18 protein-coding genes are annotated in these 15,262 nt (G+C 33.5%); 13 read left to right on the top strand and 5 right to left on the bottom strand.

Features of this window, described 5'->3' with window-relative positions; genetic code table 11:
- The 3 genes from Q7C23_RS00135 to Q7C23_RS00145 all read left to right on the top strand — a co-directional run bounded on the left by Q7C23_RS00135 (position 1) and on the right by Q7C23_RS00145 (position 3,286).
- Positions 1-939: a mevalonate kinase gene (locus Q7C23_RS00135; protein ID WP_375030634.1), complete on the top strand. Its 939-nt coding sequence runs from the start codon at positions 1-3 to the stop codon at positions 937-939.
- A gap of 149 nt (positions 940-1,088) precedes the next feature.
- Complete coding sequence (locus Q7C23_RS00140) at positions 1,089-2,045, top strand: geranylgeranylglycerol-phosphate geranylgeranyltransferase (RefSeq protein ID WP_375030635.1); 957 nt, start codon at positions 1,089-1,091, stop codon at positions 2,043-2,045.
- Positions 2,046-2,377: 332 nt separating this feature from the next.
- The gene (locus Q7C23_RS00145) at positions 2,378-3,286 is read left to right on the top strand and encodes a pseudouridine synthase (protein ID WP_072970321.1); all 909 of its coding nucleotides are present in this window, start codon (positions 2,378-2,380) and stop codon (positions 3,284-3,286) included.
- Positions 3,287-3,349: 63 nt separating this feature from the next.
- Here Q7C23_RS00145 and Q7C23_RS00150 read toward each other — a convergent pair whose 3' ends face one another.
- Both Q7C23_RS00150 and Q7C23_RS00155 read right to left on the bottom strand, forming a co-directional pair.
- Positions 3,350-3,952 carry a DUF937 domain-containing protein gene (locus tag Q7C23_RS00150; RefSeq protein WP_375030636.1) on the bottom strand — a complete coding sequence of 201 codons (603 nt, stop codon included), beginning with the start codon at positions 3,950-3,952 and terminating at the stop codon, positions 3,350-3,352.
- 283 nt (positions 3,953-4,235) lie between these two features.
- Positions 4,236-4,736: a DUF456 domain-containing protein gene (locus Q7C23_RS00155; RefSeq protein WP_375030637.1), complete on the bottom strand. Its 501-nt coding sequence runs from the start codon at positions 4,734-4,736 to the stop codon at positions 4,236-4,238.
- Positions 4,737-4,981: 245 nt separating this feature from the next.
- On the opposite strand from Q7C23_RS00155, the gene Q7C23_RS00160 reads away from it, so the two are divergent.
- Together Q7C23_RS00160 and Q7C23_RS00165 are read left to right on the top strand one after the other, a co-directional pair.
- Positions 4,982-5,167, top strand: coding sequence for a hypothetical protein (locus Q7C23_RS00160; RefSeq protein ID WP_375030638.1), 186 nt, complete (start codon positions 4,982-4,984; stop codon positions 5,165-5,167).
- Between the two features lie 44 nt (positions 5,168-5,211).
- A complete protein-coding gene (locus tag Q7C23_RS00165; protein ID WP_194658219.1) occupies positions 5,212-5,697 on the top strand; it encodes a hypothetical protein in 486 nt (161 codons plus the stop codon).
- Positions 5,698-5,897: 200 nt separating this feature from the next.
- Here the strand turns inward: Q7C23_RS00165 and Q7C23_RS00170 are convergent, their stop codons facing one another.
- Entirely contained in the window at positions 5,898-7,001 is a 1,104-nt protein-coding gene (locus Q7C23_RS00170; RefSeq protein ID WP_375030639.1) for a glycosyltransferase, read from the bottom strand.
- Positions 6,998-7,924, bottom strand: coding sequence for a hypothetical protein (locus tag Q7C23_RS00175; RefSeq protein ID WP_375030640.1), 927 nt, complete (start codon positions 7,922-7,924; stop codon positions 6,998-7,000). The genes Q7C23_RS00170 and Q7C23_RS00175 overlap by 4 nt, the downstream gene beginning before the upstream one ends.
- A gap of 123 nt (positions 7,925-8,047) precedes the next feature.
- Here Q7C23_RS00175 and ruvC point away from each other — a divergent pair, with 123 nt between their 5' ends.
- The 8 genes from ruvC to Q7C23_RS00215 all read left to right on the top strand — a co-directional run bounded on the left by ruvC (position 8,048) and on the right by Q7C23_RS00215 (position 13,843).
- The gene (ruvC, locus tag Q7C23_RS00180) at positions 8,048-8,602 is read left to right on the top strand and encodes a crossover junction endodeoxyribonuclease RuvC (protein WP_026982724.1); all 555 of its coding nucleotides are present in this window, start codon (positions 8,048-8,050) and stop codon (positions 8,600-8,602) included.
- Between the two features lie 135 nt (positions 8,603-8,737).
- Complete coding sequence (gene hemW, locus Q7C23_RS00185) at positions 8,738-9,895, top strand: radical SAM family heme chaperone HemW (RefSeq protein ID WP_375030641.1); 1,158 nt, start codon at positions 8,738-8,740, stop codon at positions 9,893-9,895.
- 93 nt (positions 9,896-9,988) lie between these two features.
- Positions 9,989-10,762 carry a cyclase family protein gene (locus Q7C23_RS00190; protein ID WP_375030642.1) on the top strand — a complete coding sequence of 258 codons (774 nt, stop codon included), beginning with the start codon at positions 9,989-9,991 and terminating at the stop codon, positions 10,760-10,762.
- Positions 10,763-10,797: 35 nt separating this feature from the next.
- Positions 10,798-11,859 carry a DUF4421 family protein gene (locus tag Q7C23_RS00195; protein ID WP_375030643.1) on the top strand — a complete coding sequence of 354 codons (1,062 nt, stop codon included), beginning with the start codon at positions 10,798-10,800 and terminating at the stop codon, positions 11,857-11,859.
- Between the two features lie 52 nt (positions 11,860-11,911).
- Positions 11,912-12,316, top strand: a complete 405-nt coding sequence (locus Q7C23_RS00200) for a GNAT family N-acetyltransferase (RefSeq protein WP_375030644.1) — start codon at positions 11,912-11,914, stop codon at positions 12,314-12,316.
- Complete coding sequence (locus Q7C23_RS00205; protein ID WP_375030645.1) at positions 12,313-12,663, top strand: DUF4260 domain-containing protein; 351 nt, start codon at positions 12,313-12,315, stop codon at positions 12,661-12,663. Before Q7C23_RS00200 ends, Q7C23_RS00205 begins: the two co-directional genes overlap by 4 nt.
- An 8-nt stretch (positions 12,664-12,671) precedes the next feature.
- Entirely contained in the window at positions 12,672-13,043 is a 372-nt protein-coding gene (locus Q7C23_RS00210; protein ID WP_375030646.1) for an MmcQ/YjbR family DNA-binding protein, read from the top strand.
- Between the two features lie 62 nt (positions 13,044-13,105).
- Positions 13,106-13,843 (top strand): PH domain-containing protein, encoded by a 738-nt coding sequence (locus tag Q7C23_RS00215; protein ID WP_375030647.1) that lies wholly within the window; start codon positions 13,106-13,108, stop codon positions 13,841-13,843.
- 112 nt (positions 13,844-13,955) lie between these two features.
- Here Q7C23_RS00215 and Q7C23_RS00220 read toward each other — a convergent pair whose 3' ends face one another.
- Positions 13,956-15,056 carry a DUF4407 domain-containing protein gene (locus Q7C23_RS00220; protein ID WP_375030648.1) on the bottom strand — a complete coding sequence of 367 codons (1,101 nt, stop codon included), beginning with the start codon at positions 15,054-15,056 and terminating at the stop codon, positions 13,956-13,958.
- Positions 15,057-15,262: the final 206 nt, after the last annotated feature.

Consider the following 15,262-nt stretch of genomic DNA (forward strand, 5'->3'; position numbering starts at 1 on the left):
ATGAAAGGACCATTATTTTACTCAAAAATATTACTCTTTGGAGAATACGGAATCATCCGCGACTCTAAGGGACTTTCTATTCCTTATAATTTTTACAACGGCGCTTTAAAGAAATCTGAAGAACCTTCAGCAGAAGCTTTGGCATCAAACGCAAGTTTAAAACGATTCGCATCTTACCTTGAAACTTTGCAGACAGAACAACCGGAATTGGTTGCTTTTGATTTGGCAGCTTTAAAAAATGATGTTGAAACCGGAATGTATTTCGATTCTAGTATTCCGCAAGGTTACGGCGTTGGAAGCAGTGGTGCACTTGTTGCTGCGATTTACGATAAATATGCAACTCACAAAATAACAGTTTTAGAGAATTTAACGCGCGAAAAACTGTTACAATTAAAAAATATATTCTCTCAAATGGAGAGCTTTTTTCACGGGAAAAGTTCTGGTTTAGATCCTTTAAACAGTTATTTAAGCATTCCGATTTTAATCAATTCTAAAGATAATATTGAAGCAACCGGAATTCCGACTCAAAGTTTTGACGGAAAAGGTGCTGTGTTTTTATTAGATTCTGGAATTGTAGGCGAAACGGCTCCAATGGTAAACATTTTCATGGAGAACCTAAAAGACAAAGGTTTCCGTGCGATGCTTAAAAACCAATTCGTAAAACATACTGATGCTTGTGTAGAAAACTTTTTACACGGCGACATGAAATCTTTGTTTACCAATACTAAGAAACTTTCAAAAGTTGTTTTGAACAACTTCAAACCAATGATCCCGGAGCAATTTCACGGAATCTGGCAAAACGGAATTGACACAAACGATTATTATTTAAAACTTTGTGGTTCTGGCGGCGGTGGTTATATTCTTGGATTTACACAAGATTTAGAGCGTGCTAAAGCTTCTTTAAAAGACTATAAACTGGAAGTAGTTTATCAGTTCTAAAAAATTAAGCACTTTTTTTAGATTTTATTGTTTAGTGGTATAGAAACGAATAAGTAATCATTTCTAAATTGTTAAAATTAACTTTAACTAAAATACAACTTCAGCAAAAAATCTTAAATTACGTCATAATCCCAAACTTAAATTTTAAAATGTTAAGCAGACAGCACAAACTTTTAGTGATGAAAATTGTTAGTTTGTTCTCTGTTGTGAGAGGCTATAACATTCCGATTATTGTTTTGGCACAATATTTATCTGCTATTTTCATTCTGGCTCCAGAGAAAAGAGCTCTCGATATTTTATTGGATTTCAATTTATTTTTGATCGTTTTTGCCTCTGCTATCACCATTGCTTCAGGATACATTATCAATAATTTTTACGACAGTCAGAAGGATTTAATCAATCGACCAAACAAATCTATGCTGGATCGTTTGGTAAGTCAGAAAACAAAGCTTTCTGTTTATTTTACATTGAATTTCGTTGCTGTTTTAATGGCATTCATTGTTTCCTGGCGTGCTTTTTTATTCTTTTCGGCTTATATTTTCCTGATTTGGTTTTATTCGCACAAAGTCAAAAAGTATCCAATCATTGGAAATTTAATGGCGGCGTTTTTGGCTGTTATTCCATTTTTTGCAATTCTTTTGTATTTCTACAACAAGATTTCGTTTGAGGAAATTGAAGATCATATGAGTCATTTTATGGTGATTTCTGCACATGCTGTTTTCTTATTTTTATTGCTGCTGATTCGCGAAATGATAAAGGATTTGGAGAATCTTAAAGGCGATCTGGCGAACGATTATCGAACAATTCCCATACTTTATAACGAAACGGTTTCAAAACAAGTTATTACTGCTTTGACTGTTTTGACCGTACTTCCGGTTTATGTTTTAATCAACATTTATGATGTTGGTTATATGGACATTTACTTTTATGTATGTTTTGGCGTATTGTTGTTTTTCCTGCTTTATTTATGGAAATCAAATTCTAAAGAGCAATATTTATTACTGCATAATGTTTTGAAATTCCTGATTGTGTCGGGTGTTTTTTGCATTGTCTTGATTAACCCTAGTGTTTTATGGCACGGGAAAACTTTAATTTCTCGATTTTAAAATTTAATAGTACGCGGATGACGCGGATGTAGACAGATTAGCACCGATCTTTTTTTTAATTTGTGTATCTCAGTGAAATCTTTGTGGCAAAGCAGTTTTTTAAAATGTTTAAAAAATGCCAATTGTTTGAAATTAGCCCCGATTGAAGTGGGAATCCTTTTATTTTTTCTTTAAAAAATTAAAAGATTGGAACGAAAAGCGGGAAACTATGTCTAGAAAAAACCAATTGTAATGATCCTGAAACCCCAAAAACCAATAGCTATTAATCTAAGAACAATGAACTTAAGATTATTTAGCAAGAATAAACTATCTTTGCACAAATTACAGAATTTATGAACAATAAGGAAGGCAATAATAAAAGAGGCGGTTCGAGACCAAATAGCTCGAAATCAAACTCTAGCAAGCCAAAACCTCCTATGGCAAAGCGTGCGCAAGGGCCAAAAAAAGTGAAGCCGGCTGTGAAAGCTGCTGAAGAAGAAAAAGCAGAAAAAATTAAAAAACAGAATCAGGCTCCGAAAAGACAGAAAGCAGCAGACGAGATTCGTTTGAACAAATACATCTCTAATTCAGGTGTTTGCTCACGTCGTGATGCCGATATATACATTCAGTCTGGAAACGTTAAAGTAAATGGCGTTCCGGTTACTGAAATGGGTTATTTAGTAAAATTAAACGATGTTGTCAATTTTGACGGTGTTACTTTGACTCCTGAAAAGAAAGAATACATCTTGTTGAACAAACCTAAAAACTTTACGACGGCACTTGACGAAGGTCAGGAATATCGTAACGTTCTGGAACTTGTTCGCGGTTCTACAACAGCAAAAATTGCTCCGATTGGAAGAATGGACAAGAATACTACTGGTTTGTTGTTATTCACCAATGATACAGATATGATTCGTAAATTTACTTTACCGAGTCAGAAATCGTCTAAAATTTATCAGGTTTCATTAGACAAAAACTTAAAATTTGAGGATTTAGAAAAAATCAGCAAAGGTTTGGTTCTTGACGGACACCGTGTATTTGTTGAAGAGGTTAGTTATATCGATAATGAACCAAAGAGCGAAGTTGGACTTAAATTACGTTCGTCGAATGTAAAAGTGGTTCGCGCTATTTTCGAAAACTTCGAATATGATGTTTTACGTATAGATCGTGTATCATTTGCAGGTTTAACCAAAAAGAATTTACCAAGAGGTAACTGGCGCTTTTTGACCGAGCAAGAAATCATCAATTTGAAAAACGTTTAATAAACAATTCAAATTCAAGAATATAAATCCTGTTTTACTTTTGTAAGATGGGATTTTTTTTATTTAGAAGCTGAAAAAGTTGTGTCCGAAAAGAGTAAAAATAGATCTTCCCATAGATTGGTTTTTGTCTTCAACTGCTTCGTAACATGAAAATCCTAAAATAATTTTGATTCCGGGCTGGATGCTGTTTAGAATTTCTCTTTTTTGTTCTTCAAGAAGTAATTTTAAACTGTCTAGTAGTTGAGCATTGTTCTTAAGGTAAGAAACTACTAGTAATGCTGAGAAGTTAAGTATTTCTCTTGCGGTTTCGCTTTTGATTCCGACTTCGTTTGAGATCATTTCAGAAATTCTTCCTTTTTTTTCCGTGAAGATTCCTTTCAATAAAGCATTTCCTTCTATACGATAACAGTCATCGACTGATAAAATTCTTCCTGATGTAAAATCGACTTCCTGGTAAAAAGTGGAGTCCTCTGCGATCATTGAAGTTAATTCTGTATAAAAACCAGATTCCCCGGCTCTATTATACAATCCCATTAAAACGGTTCCGATCGAGACATCGATTCCTTTGATTAAGAGTGCATCATTTTCAAAATAAAACTTGTTCAACTTGGAAACAACATTAGAAGAAATAAAACGTCTAAGTTCAATTTGTAGGTTAGGAGTCATACTTAATTTATTTAAAAAATTATTTATACTTATTCAAAATAATCGACAAAAGGGGCGTTTTTATCGTTTATCAGGATAAAAATATAAAATATTTTAACATTTCCAAAGATTAAGTTAAAAATTTAATGGTGGATTTAACATTTATTTTTGTCAAAAACTTTGCATTCCCACTAAACATAACCCTTTCGTAATCAAAATAAAAAGAAAATATTTTTTAAAAAAATCAAATTTTTCCCTAAAAGTTCTTAAAAAATAGGAAAAAACCTAAGTCAATGTTACATAATTAAAACAATATGTTTCGATATTCCCATGTTACACGCAAAAAAATACCTAGAAAAATAATACAAAACATAAAATTGATAAAACTCGAAGCAAGAAACCCAAGCAAAGATCCGGTTGCGGCTTTTAACGCTCTTTTGTGGTTTTTCGAATCATAAATAAGTTCGCCAATAAACGCACCAACAAACGGTCCGATGATAACGCCAAACGGAATGGGAGCCAAAATTCCAACAACTAAACCAATATTAGTTCCCCAAATTCCATACGAGCTTCCGCCAAATTTTTTGGTTCCTTTTGCCGGAATTATGTAATCCAAAATTGTAATTGTGATGGTTATTAAAAGCGTAATTCCAAGAACCCAATAGTTGTTTTCGACTGCTTTTGTTAAATACAACAATAGCAATCCAACCCAACAACTTGACAAACCTGGTAAAACAGGCAGAAAACTACCAAAAATCCCAATAACAATGCACATAAATCCAAGTGTAAACAATAGTAAATCCATATATTTTTTTGTAAATTTGTCTGGCAACCGTCAGAAAAATTAGACAATGCCTAGACTTTTAAAATTATTTTTTATTTGTTTTTTGATCTTTGCTATCAACAATATTGCATATGCACAAGTTAAAAAACCAGCTGTCGATGATCAAATACTTCAGGACAGTATTTATAAAAGTAATAAGAAAAGGGTATTAAATTTTTCCATGAAGGAATTTGACGAGCTTTTCTTTGAGTATTTTAATCGAAAAAATGATCCAAATTATTACTTTAACAAAAACCGAGTTTTACAATTACACTGTTCAGATTGCTACTTTTTCAGATCGTTTGGCGCATTTATATCCTGATCAAAAGGAAATCGCTGCAACAAACAAAGAAAAATGGCTTTCAGAAAGCTACGAAGAATATTTGCAATACAAAGCTTCTCAAAAAAAATAATCGTATTTTTATAATCTAATTAGTTTACAATCAATATTAAAGCCTTGAAGCAGTTTCCTATTTTTTTAGTTTTTATTATTTTCAATTCTTGTCAATATTTTGACAAGCAGGTACCGTCTGAAAAAGAATTACTTCAAAAAGAGTTAAAAGCAATTAACTGGAAAGAAGTCGATGAATATCCGTCAGTTGCTGAATGCGAAAAAATAGCCGACAAAAAACTGCGCCAGCAATGTTTTTTTGAAGTCATGGGACAACTTATTGAGGCAAAACTAGACATTGATACGCTATCAATCCTTTATCCTGAATTGGACACCATCGAAGTCAAAGTAACCGTTTTCCCAAACGCTACGATGAAATTTGAACCACAGTTCCCTAAAGATACTGTGGCTTATGATACGATTAAAATAGACAGTATTCTGCACGCACGTTTAGTCGATTTCCCAAAAGTAAATCCAGCAATCAAACGCGGAATTCCGGTAAAAACACAATTTATTCTGCCTGTTATTATTAAGGCTAAAGATCAGAAGTAAATCATCAGAATTATAAGGAGCTATTTCCTGCTGTCCTTCCAATCTTTTGCGCCGAACCCCGGCACAAAAGGATTTTTCCTCCCATCAGGGCTAAGGCACTCATTTTCAAAAGACGCTTCGTTTATTGTCATCCCGAGGAACGAGGGATCACAAAATTGCGATTACATATTTTGGAATTTGGAATTTGCAAAAATTGGAATTTATCTCCCAAACCTTCTCCCCTTCCATTCATAAGAACCAAACAAACTATACAAAGCCACAGCCGAACTGAAAAAAGGATAAAACAGACTGCTTAAAAACAAGCTTTTTATTCGGCTTCTTGTCAGGAATTGATTCGTGCTATAAAGCAAAACAAAATCAATCCCGAATTTAAAAAAGGCAAACAAGACAAATATTGGATAAGACCAAATTCCGAACAGTAAAAAGAAAAATCCGATTACAAAACTCAGATTTCCAAAGAAGACTATCAAACCTAAAAACTTTCCAAAAGTGCTTTTGTACGAACTTGTTTTCGCCGCCCAGCGCACTCTCTGATGAAATAAGGCTTTCCAGGTTTCTGTTGGTTTAGTTACAACAATAGCTTCTTTGGCTTTTAAATAATGAACTTCTTTTGGGAATTCCGCTACCGCTTTTTGCAATAAAAAAACATCATCGCCACTGGCAATTTTGTTGTTTCCCTCAAATCCATTCAGTTTTTCAAACAAGGATTTGGTGTAGGCAAAATTGGCTCCGTTACACATAAAAGCTTTATTCAAACCAAAACTTCCTATTGTCGCGCCTTGCAAACTCGTTAAATCTAATTGCTGAAAATGATGCAAAAACGAATTCTCACATTCATACGAAACGGCTCCGGCCAACATCGAAACCTGATTTTCCTGTATATAATTATCAAAGGTTAAAAGCCAGTTTTGAGCTACAATACAATCGGCATCAGTCGTAATGACCCAATTGGTTTTTACATGCAGCATTGCTGTTGAAATGGCGTCTTTTTTAGGTGAATTTGAAGTTCGAAGGTTGTCTATTTGTGAAATGCGAAATGTAAACGATGAGATATCAAACTTTTCTTTTGAAGCATCATCGACTAAAATTACTTCGAATAAATCTAATGGGTAATTTAGATTTGAAAAGCTATTTAAAAGATTCGGAAGATTCTCGGCTTCATTCCGAAACGGAACTATAATAGTGAAACTCGTTTTCGGCTGTAAACCTTTCTCCTGATACTTTTTTATTCGGTTAAAGCCAAAAAGCAACAGAACTATACTGATGGAATAAATTGCTAATATGGGAAATAAAACCAAAATCATTCAGCAGCTTTTGTTTTAAAATTCAGCACATAATAACTTCCCCAAATCACTGGTAAAACCACGTTTAAAAACCACATTAAGGTGCTTATAAATATCACAATCCATTCGTTTACATGTAAAACTCCGAAGAAATAAACGGCAACGCTTCCTTTTACTGCAAAATCTAAAAACTGAAAAGTTGGTAATGAAGAAGCCAAAAAGTAAACAACCGCAATCGTTGAAATCAAAGTCCAATAAGGCAAATCAACATCGAAAGCCAGAAACAAAAAGTAATATTGATGCGAGAAAACCAAGTAACGCAAAATACCTAAAAGAATATTTTTACGATGAATGGGTTTTGGAATTTCATTGATTTTCTGAATCAGTTTTTCAATGGAATAGCCTTTTATTTTTATACTCTTTAAGAAAATATAGGAAAGAAGACAGAAAATAGATATTGCGATTATTATTAGAACCCATCTCCAATATCCTAGAAAAAGTAAGCCGATTGTTCCAAAGATTACAGTCAGAATCATCTGGATTCCGTTGCAGATTAGATTCAGGAAAACAACATTTTTAGCTTCAGATTTTGGATAATACAATGCCTTTCCGGCGTACTCTCCTACTCCATTTGGCGTAAAAATTCCGGCTGTTAGTGCAGCTAAAACTTGTTTTGTGGCTTCTCCTAAAGAAATTTCTTGAATGACTTTTGCCAGATTCTGCCATTTTAAAATCTCAAAATAGCGATTTAAAACACTCAAAAGCAATATAAATCCAATTCCTAAAACCGATTGATTTTTACGGAATAAAACAAGGAACTTTTGCCAATCGAGTTTGTCGTTGTTTGCGAGCTGATTGTAAATAAAATAAAATGCTCCGCCTACAATCAAAAGTTTGATCAGAAGAACTAGGAATTGCTTAGCTTTGTGAGGAATTGAAATCATGCCGCAAAAGTAATCAATTTGAAAAGGTGGCAATGAGAATGTGGCAATTTGAAAATGAGAAAATGAATCCTTTTAATTTTCAAAAAACCTGAAACTTGAAACATCAAACCTGAAACAAAAAAATTGACAAAAGAACGCATCATATTAGGAATTGACCCCGGAACCACAATTATGGGTTTTGGTCTGATTAAAGTCATCAACAAAAAAATGGAGTTTTTGCAGTTGAACGAACTGCAATTGTCCAAATATGATAATCATTACCAAAAGCTAAAAATCATTTTTGAGCGTACCATCGAATTAATCGAAACGCATCATCCTGATGAAATTGCGATCGAAGCTCCTTTCTTCGGAAAGAATGTTCAGTCGATGTTAAAGTTAGGACGCGCACAGGGCGTTGCCATGGCCGCCGGACTTTCCAGAGATATTCCGATTACAGAGTACGAACCAAAAAAGATAAAAATGGCCATTACCGGAAACGGAAACGCCAGCAAAGAACAAGTTGCCAAAATGCTCCAACAGCTTTTAGGCTTAAAAGAATTGCCCAAAAATCTCGATTCAACCGATGGTTTGGCAGCGGCAGTTTGTCATTTCTTTAATTCCGGAAAAATCGTAGCTGGCAAAAGTTATTCTGGTTGGGATGCTTTTGTGAAACAAAATGAAGACAAAGTAAGGAAATGAGATAATGTGCCTATTAGATAATTCTTGAATTGAGAATATTAAATTATCAAATTTTCAAATTACCTAATTTTTCCATTATATTGACCATCTACATCATTATCTAGTTCTCTAATTGACAAATTATCTAATTTAAAAATGTCAGGAATTTACATTCACATACCATTCTGCAAGCAAGCTTGTCATTATTGTGACTTTCACTTTTCGACTTCGATGAAAAAGAAAGACGAAATGGTTTTGGCTTTGGCTAAAGAAATCGGCATGCGAAAAAATGGATTTGAACTTCTCGACTCCGCTCAAAGTGACAATCAAATTGAAACCATTTATTTTGGGGGCGGAACTCCTTCAGTATTATCAAATAAAGAAATAAACTTTTTGATTGACGAAGTTTATAAAAACTATAAAGTTTCAGAAAAACCGGAAATTACCCTTGAAGCTAATCCAGATGATCTGTCTTCAGAACGAATTTTGGAATTATCCAAAAGTCCAATAAACCGATTGAGCATCGGGATTCAGTCTTTTTATGAAGAAGATCTGAAAATGATGAATCGCGCTCATAATTCGGCAGAAGCCAAAAAATGTTTGGAAGAAGCAACCAAATATTTTGACAATATCTCGTTGGATTTGATTTACGGAATTCCAGGATTGACAGATGAAATGTGGAAACAAAATATTGAAACTGCTTTGAGTTTCGGCGTTCCGCATATTTCGAGTTATGCTTTGACTGTTGAACCTAAAACAGCTTTAAGAAAGTTAATCGATACCGGAAAAATTGCTGAACCACAAGACGAAGTAGCTTCGAATCATTTTATGATTTTGGTCGATACACTTCAAAAAAATGGTTTTATTCATTACGAATTATCGAATTTCGGGAAGGAGAATTATTTCTCCAGAAACAATTCGGCGTATTGGTTAGGAAAAAAATATATCGGAATCGGACCTTCGGCACATAGTTATGACGGAGAAAAAAGAGGCTGGAATATTGCTAATAATTCGCTTTATTTAAAATCAATTCAGGAAAATATTTTGCCAATTGAAACTGAAATCTTGTCAAAATCGGATCGTTATAACGAATATATTATGACGGGACTACGAACAATTTGGGGCGTTTCATTAGAACGAATCGAAAAAGAGTTTGGTTTGGAATATTTAGATTACCTGCAAAAACAAAGTCAGAAATTCCTAAACGATGATCTGCTTTCAATCGAAAATGACATTCTCAAACCAACTTCAAAAGGAAAATTTCTGACAGATGGAATTGCTTCAGATTTATTTTATCTAAATTTGGAAGAATAAAAATTAGAACGCTGATAAAACGGATGCAAGCAACGCTGATTGAAAAAATCCGTAAAATCCGCGTTAGAATATCCGTAAAATCCGTGTTCCATTATGCTAGCACTTCTTAATAACAAATATCAAATCGACTTATCAAAACCCATTGATATTTCAATTCCATTAACCAATACAGGCGAAAACCCGATCGCCTGGTATATTGAAAAACCAGTCATAGAACCTGTAGTTTTTGGTGATTGGATTGGAAAAGTTTCAGAAGGAAAATCATCAACTAATTTCAACAATATCTTCTTTAATCCACATGGGCATGGAACCCATACAGAATGTCTGGGGCATATTACAAATGATTTTTATAGCATTAATCAGGCTTTAAAACAGTTTTTCTTTTTTGCTAAATTGATTACAGTGGAACCTGAAAGGATTGGAGAGGATTTGGTCATTACAAAAGATCAAATTCAAAAAGCAATGAGCACTTCGACTCCGCTCAGTGTGACAATTGAGGCTTTAATTATCAGAACACTTCCAAACCAGGCAGCAAAAAAATCAAGAAAATATTCGAATACAAATCCGCCTTATTTATCTGAGGAAGCGGCAATTTTCATCCGCGAAAGCGAAATTCAGCATTTATTGATTGATTTACCAAGCGTTGACAAAGAACATGACGAAGGAAAATTATTGGCTCATAAAGCGTTTTGGAATGTAACAGACACGCATAATGTAAATAAAGACGCCCGTTTTGAAGCCACAATTACAGAAATGATTTTTGTTTCTGATGAAATTCAGGATGGAGATTATGTACTAAATTTACAGATTGCTTCTTTTGAAAACGATGCAAGTCCAAGCAAACCAGTTTTATACAAAATAATTTAGTAGTTTTATAAACAGCAACCAGCAATCCTTTCGAATTGAAACCAATAAAGAAACAAAGCTTCAGCATTACAAATCATAATACAACTGGATTATGTCTTTTTCTGATCTCTTTATTCCTGAATTTCTCCACCCTTTACAGCCAAAACGAAAAATCTCAGGACACCACTAATTTCATCTATTATCCTGACAAAATAATGGTCAGGGCAAATCTGAGCACCCAAAGCGACAACTATCTTCTAAATAATAAAAAGGGCGCAAATCTTGACCTGGAAACCAATAATAGCTACAAACTATTTCTAAGTGTCGATTATAAATTTATAGGCTTCAGTTATGGTTTTTACCCAAAATTTTTTGGTGGAAATAAAGACGAAGATTTAAAAGGAAAATCTACTTTCTCAGATTATAATTTTCGTTTCTTTTTAGGACGCTGGCTTCAAACGGTGAATTATAGTAAAACAAAAGGCTATTATGTCGCTAATATGTCTGAATTTGACCCGACCTGGGTCGAAGGAAAAGATCCGTATATTCAATTTCCTGATTTTAAAACCTTGCAATTAGGAATGTCGACCTCTTATATTTTCAATCCTAAATTCTCTCTTAAAAGTATTACCACATTTACAGAATGGCAGAAAAAAAGTGCCGGAAGTTTCGTCCCGTCTTTAATTTATAGTTACAATACCATTCGTTCAAAATCAGACGATATTGACGGTAAACAAAAAGAATTTGATCTTCGTCTTGCCGCAGGATATTATTATAATTTCATTATAAACAAAAGATTTTATGTGGCTTCCCATTTATCGCCTTCTTTAGGCGTAAAATTCATGAAGGACAAAAGCATAGATTCGGGAGTTGAAACTATTGAGAAAGACACCTATTTCACGAGAAACCTTGACGGTGGCTTAAAAATGGGATATAATTCAGACCGTATACTTTTTGGCGCCAGTTTAAATTTCAGTGTTAGTTCATATAATCAGGATAAATCTACTGTTATCAGTAATGACAAAATTTTCGGATTATTGTATTGTGGCTACCGATTTGATGCACCCAATTTTATTGCAAAACCTGTTGAAAAAATTGACGGTAAAATTAAAATGTAACACATACTAAACAACCTTAAAAATTGTTTAAACCTATAATGCTTTAAAATAAATGAATCAGATTACCGTTTCGACCGATAAAAACAAACTTGATATTCCCTTCATACAAAACTTCCTAAAAGATATTTATTGGGCTGCAGGCCGAACTATTGCCGAAGTTCAGACTACTATTGATGCTTCTGTTTGTTTCGGAATCTATCTCGGCGATAAACAAATTGGTTTTGCACGTGTCATTACAGATTATGTAGTTTTTGGATATGTCATGGATGTCTTTATTACCGAAGAACTTCGTGGCAAAGGATATTCGTCTATTTTAATTGAAAACATGATGAACGAACCCGTTTTAAAAAACATTCAAATTTGGAGATTGGCGACAACCGATGCTCATTTTCTATATGAGAAATTCGGTTTTAAAGCTTTGGAACATCCTGAAAAAATGATGGAGAAGAAACTATGAAAACAATTATCAAACTCGAAGAATTAGGTTTATTTATACTCGGAATCTATTTATTTAGTCTTTTAAATTATCAATGGTGGTGTTTTTTGGCATTAATTTTAGTGCCCGATTTTTCGATGCTTGGTTATGTTTTTAATACTAAAATTGGTGCTTTTTTGTACAATATATTCCATCATCGTGGAATTGCGATTTTGTTATATATAATAGGCTGTTATTTTAAAATTGAAATTTTGCAGCTTACCGGAATTATTTTATTTTCACATTCGGCAATGGATCGATTTTTTGGATACGGTTTAAAATATGAAAGTGGTTTTAAATACACGCACTTAGGTGAAATTGGTAAATAATAAAGAGTATGAATCTAGAAACGTATTACGAATATTGTCTGTCAAAAAAAGGTGTTAGCGAACATTTTCCTTTTGATGAAGACACTTTAGTTTTTAAAGTGGGTGGGAAAATGTTTGCTTTATCTTCCTTGTCACAATGGGAAAAGAATGAACCCTCTGCCAATTTAAAATGCGATCCGGAACGCGCACAGGAACTCCGAGCCGAATATGACGAGATAAAACCAGGCTTTCATATGAGCAAAGTACACTGGAATACTATCGCTCTCAACGGCAGTTTGTCGACCGCTTTTATAAAAGAACTTATTGATCATTCTTATGAATTGGTCTTCAAAAGTTTGACAAAGAAAATTCAGAACGAAATTATCGAATTAGAAAATTAGGCATTACATTTGCAGCATCAGTCAAAAACTTAGCAACTCAGTTACTTAGCAATTTATCAAACATGAAAGAACAATTTAAAAAATTTCTAAACGAAGAACAAGATCCAAAAGCGATTGAAAAAATCACCTCAAAACTCAATGATTTATTGATGAAAGGTGAAGAAGTTGGATATATCGCGGTTCAAAAGAAACCGGCAATTACTGTTTTTCCAGATAGTATTGTATTAACAAACAAAAGAATTATTATCTGTAAACCTAAAAATTTAGGTCTTTCGATGGACTTTACAGATTACACCTGGGATGAAATCGTAGGAACTTTTGTAAAAGAAAATATATTAGGTTCAGAGTTCTCTTTTTCTACAAAAACAGACATTCAGGTTTCAATAGATTATATTCCTAAAATTCAGGCGAGAAAAATCTATACGTACGCTAAAGAGCAATTGGATATATTGAAAAATCCAGTTTCTACCGCAGCTCCTATTCAGGAGGCAATTGAAGCAGAATATGAATATGAAGAGGTGGAAGAAGAAGCAGTTGAAGAAGTTGAAACTGAAGAAGTTGAAACTGAAGAAGTAACGAATTATGCTGAAATTATGCCAGCAGTTACTCCTTCTCCATCTTATGAAACGTATGAGCCAATTCAGCCTGCTCCAGCATCAACAGGAGAACGTAAATTAAGTGAATTATCTAAAGAAGAACTTTTTGATAAATTACAGAATTATAAAAAACTTCTTGATAACGGATTGATCATGCAAGGTGAATATGATGCGTATAAAAAAGAGATTTTGAGTTATATGTAATTTAGTCGAAAGTCATAAAGTCGAAAGTTTAAAAGTCATTCACTTTATATAAAAAAAGCCAGAAATTTCTATTTCTGGCTTTTTAGTTTTTGAGACTTTCAAACTTTATGACTTAGAGAGTCGCTTTCTGTTTTTCTACAAAACTATTTGATTGCAATTCTAATAATTCTGTTGCATTTTTACGCTGGAGATCGTATAAACTTTTATCCTCTGCAATATCAGCATAAACTCTGTCGTGCATTTGAGCACTGGTTTTCTTAAGCAATTCACGTTGGTATTTATTTTGTTCCAATGTCGCTTTCATTGCAGTTTCGGCTTCCTCTTGTTTGAAATCGAATTCGCCTTTTGGAGCTAATAATTTAGCTATAATCGGAGAGGTTTCAATTGCTAAAAATAATAGCATTATAAAGAAAGATGGCATCCACGGTAATTTATTCAAAGCATTAATTCTGGCCATTAAACCATCAAAACCTTCAATAATCGGTTGTGTTTGCGAAACTTTTTTATCTAAATCAGCTTGCAATTGTTTGCCTGCTTTTTCTTTCTCGGCAATTTTTGCTTCGTTCGTTGTTTTTAAGGTTTCGAATTCTTTTAAAATTGCATCGTGTTTCTCGCGTTTCTCTTTATAAACTGGGCCCTTTCCTAGTTTTTTAGTTCCGGCAGTTCCTTCGGCTTCTGTAATGTAAGTCGAATATAAAGCGTTTACTTCTTTCTCTTTCTTTAGAATATCTGCCTTTAAAGCTGCAATCTCAGCTTTGTTTTTATCTAAATCCGATTTGAAATAATTTCCAACTTGCTTTTTATTGGCCAATTCCATTTCATTTTTTTCTTTCAACAAAACAGTATTGATTTCTTTTTCAAAAATTTTAATTTCTAATGGTTTCGAAATTACGATGGCAATAATAATCGCCAATGCAATACGTGGAGTCGCTTGCAGAAATTCATCCATAAAACGGTCTCTCTTTTTGATAGTCGAAACTATAAATCGGTCTAAATTGAAAATCAATAAACTCCAGACAAATCCAAAAATAAGGGCAGGATAAATAGAATCAAAAACAGTAAAAAGCGCATAAGCACTGGCCAGGAAAGCCATAACTGCGGTAAAAAAAACGGTGGCCCCAATACCAACGTATTTGGTTTGTTCGCCTTCTGAACAGCCTTCGAGAAGATCTCGATCGGCTCCAGAACAAAGGATGAAAAATTGTTTTAACATGATTGATGATTTTTGATTGTGATTGATAGGGCAAATTTAACGCCAAAAAATTAATTCTGAGGTAAATAGTTGATTTGTTTTTACTTGACAATAAAAAATTTGTTCTAAATAAATGTTATTTAAACATTAATAACTTTCTCTATTTCGCACGAATCATAACAGTATGTTAATTTTTTTAAAGGCTTTTAGTAATACTAAGGTTCTAG

This window comes from Flavobacterium sp. LAR06 (assembly GCF_041946075.1).
GTDB lineage: Bacteria > Bacteroidota > Bacteroidia > Flavobacteriales > Flavobacteriaceae > Flavobacterium.

Coding starts and splice junctions, on each gene's coding strand:
- Q7C23_RS00135 (WP_375030634.1), top strand. CDS start 1: ATGAAAGGACCATTATTTTACTCAAAAATATTACTCTTTGGAGAATAC.
- Q7C23_RS00140 (WP_375030635.1), top strand. CDS start 1,089: ATGTTAAGCAGACAGCACAAACTTTTAGTGATGAAAATTGTTAGTTTG.
- Q7C23_RS00145 (WP_072970321.1), top strand. CDS start 2,378: ATGAACAATAAGGAAGGCAATAATAAAAGAGGCGGTTCGAGACCAAAT.
- Q7C23_RS00150 (WP_375030636.1), bottom strand. CDS start 3,952: ATGACTCCTAACCTACAAATTGAACTTAGACGTTTTATTTCTTCTAAT.
- Q7C23_RS00155 (WP_375030637.1), bottom strand. CDS start 4,736: ATGGATTTACTATTGTTTACACTTGGATTTATGTGCATTGTTATTGGG.
- Q7C23_RS00160 (WP_375030638.1), top strand. CDS start 4,982: ATGATCCAAATTATTACTTTAACAAAAACCGAGTTTTACAATTACACT.
- Q7C23_RS00170 (WP_375030639.1), bottom strand. CDS start 7,001: ATGATTTTGGTTTTATTTCCCATATTAGCAATTTATTCCATCAGTATA.
- Q7C23_RS00175 (WP_375030640.1), bottom strand. CDS start 7,924: ATGATTTCAATTCCTCACAAAGCTAAGCAATTCCTAGTTCTTCTGATC.
- hemW (WP_375030641.1), top strand. CDS start 8,738: ATGTCAGGAATTTACATTCACATACCATTCTGCAAGCAAGCTTGTCAT.
- Q7C23_RS00190 (WP_375030642.1), top strand. CDS start 9,989: ATGCTAGCACTTCTTAATAACAAATATCAAATCGACTTATCAAAACCC.
- Q7C23_RS00200 (WP_375030644.1), top strand. CDS start 11,912: ATGAATCAGATTACCGTTTCGACCGATAAAAACAAACTTGATATTCCC.
- Q7C23_RS00205 (WP_375030645.1), top strand. CDS start 12,313: ATGAAAACAATTATCAAACTCGAAGAATTAGGTTTATTTATACTCGGA.
- Q7C23_RS00210 (WP_375030646.1), top strand. CDS start 12,672: ATGAATCTAGAAACGTATTACGAATATTGTCTGTCAAAAAAAGGTGTT.
- Q7C23_RS00215 (WP_375030647.1), top strand. CDS start 13,106: ATGAAAGAACAATTTAAAAAATTTCTAAACGAAGAACAAGATCCAAAA.
- Q7C23_RS00220 (WP_375030648.1), bottom strand. CDS start 15,056: ATGTTAAAACAATTTTTCATCCTTTGTTCTGGAGCCGATCGAGATCTT.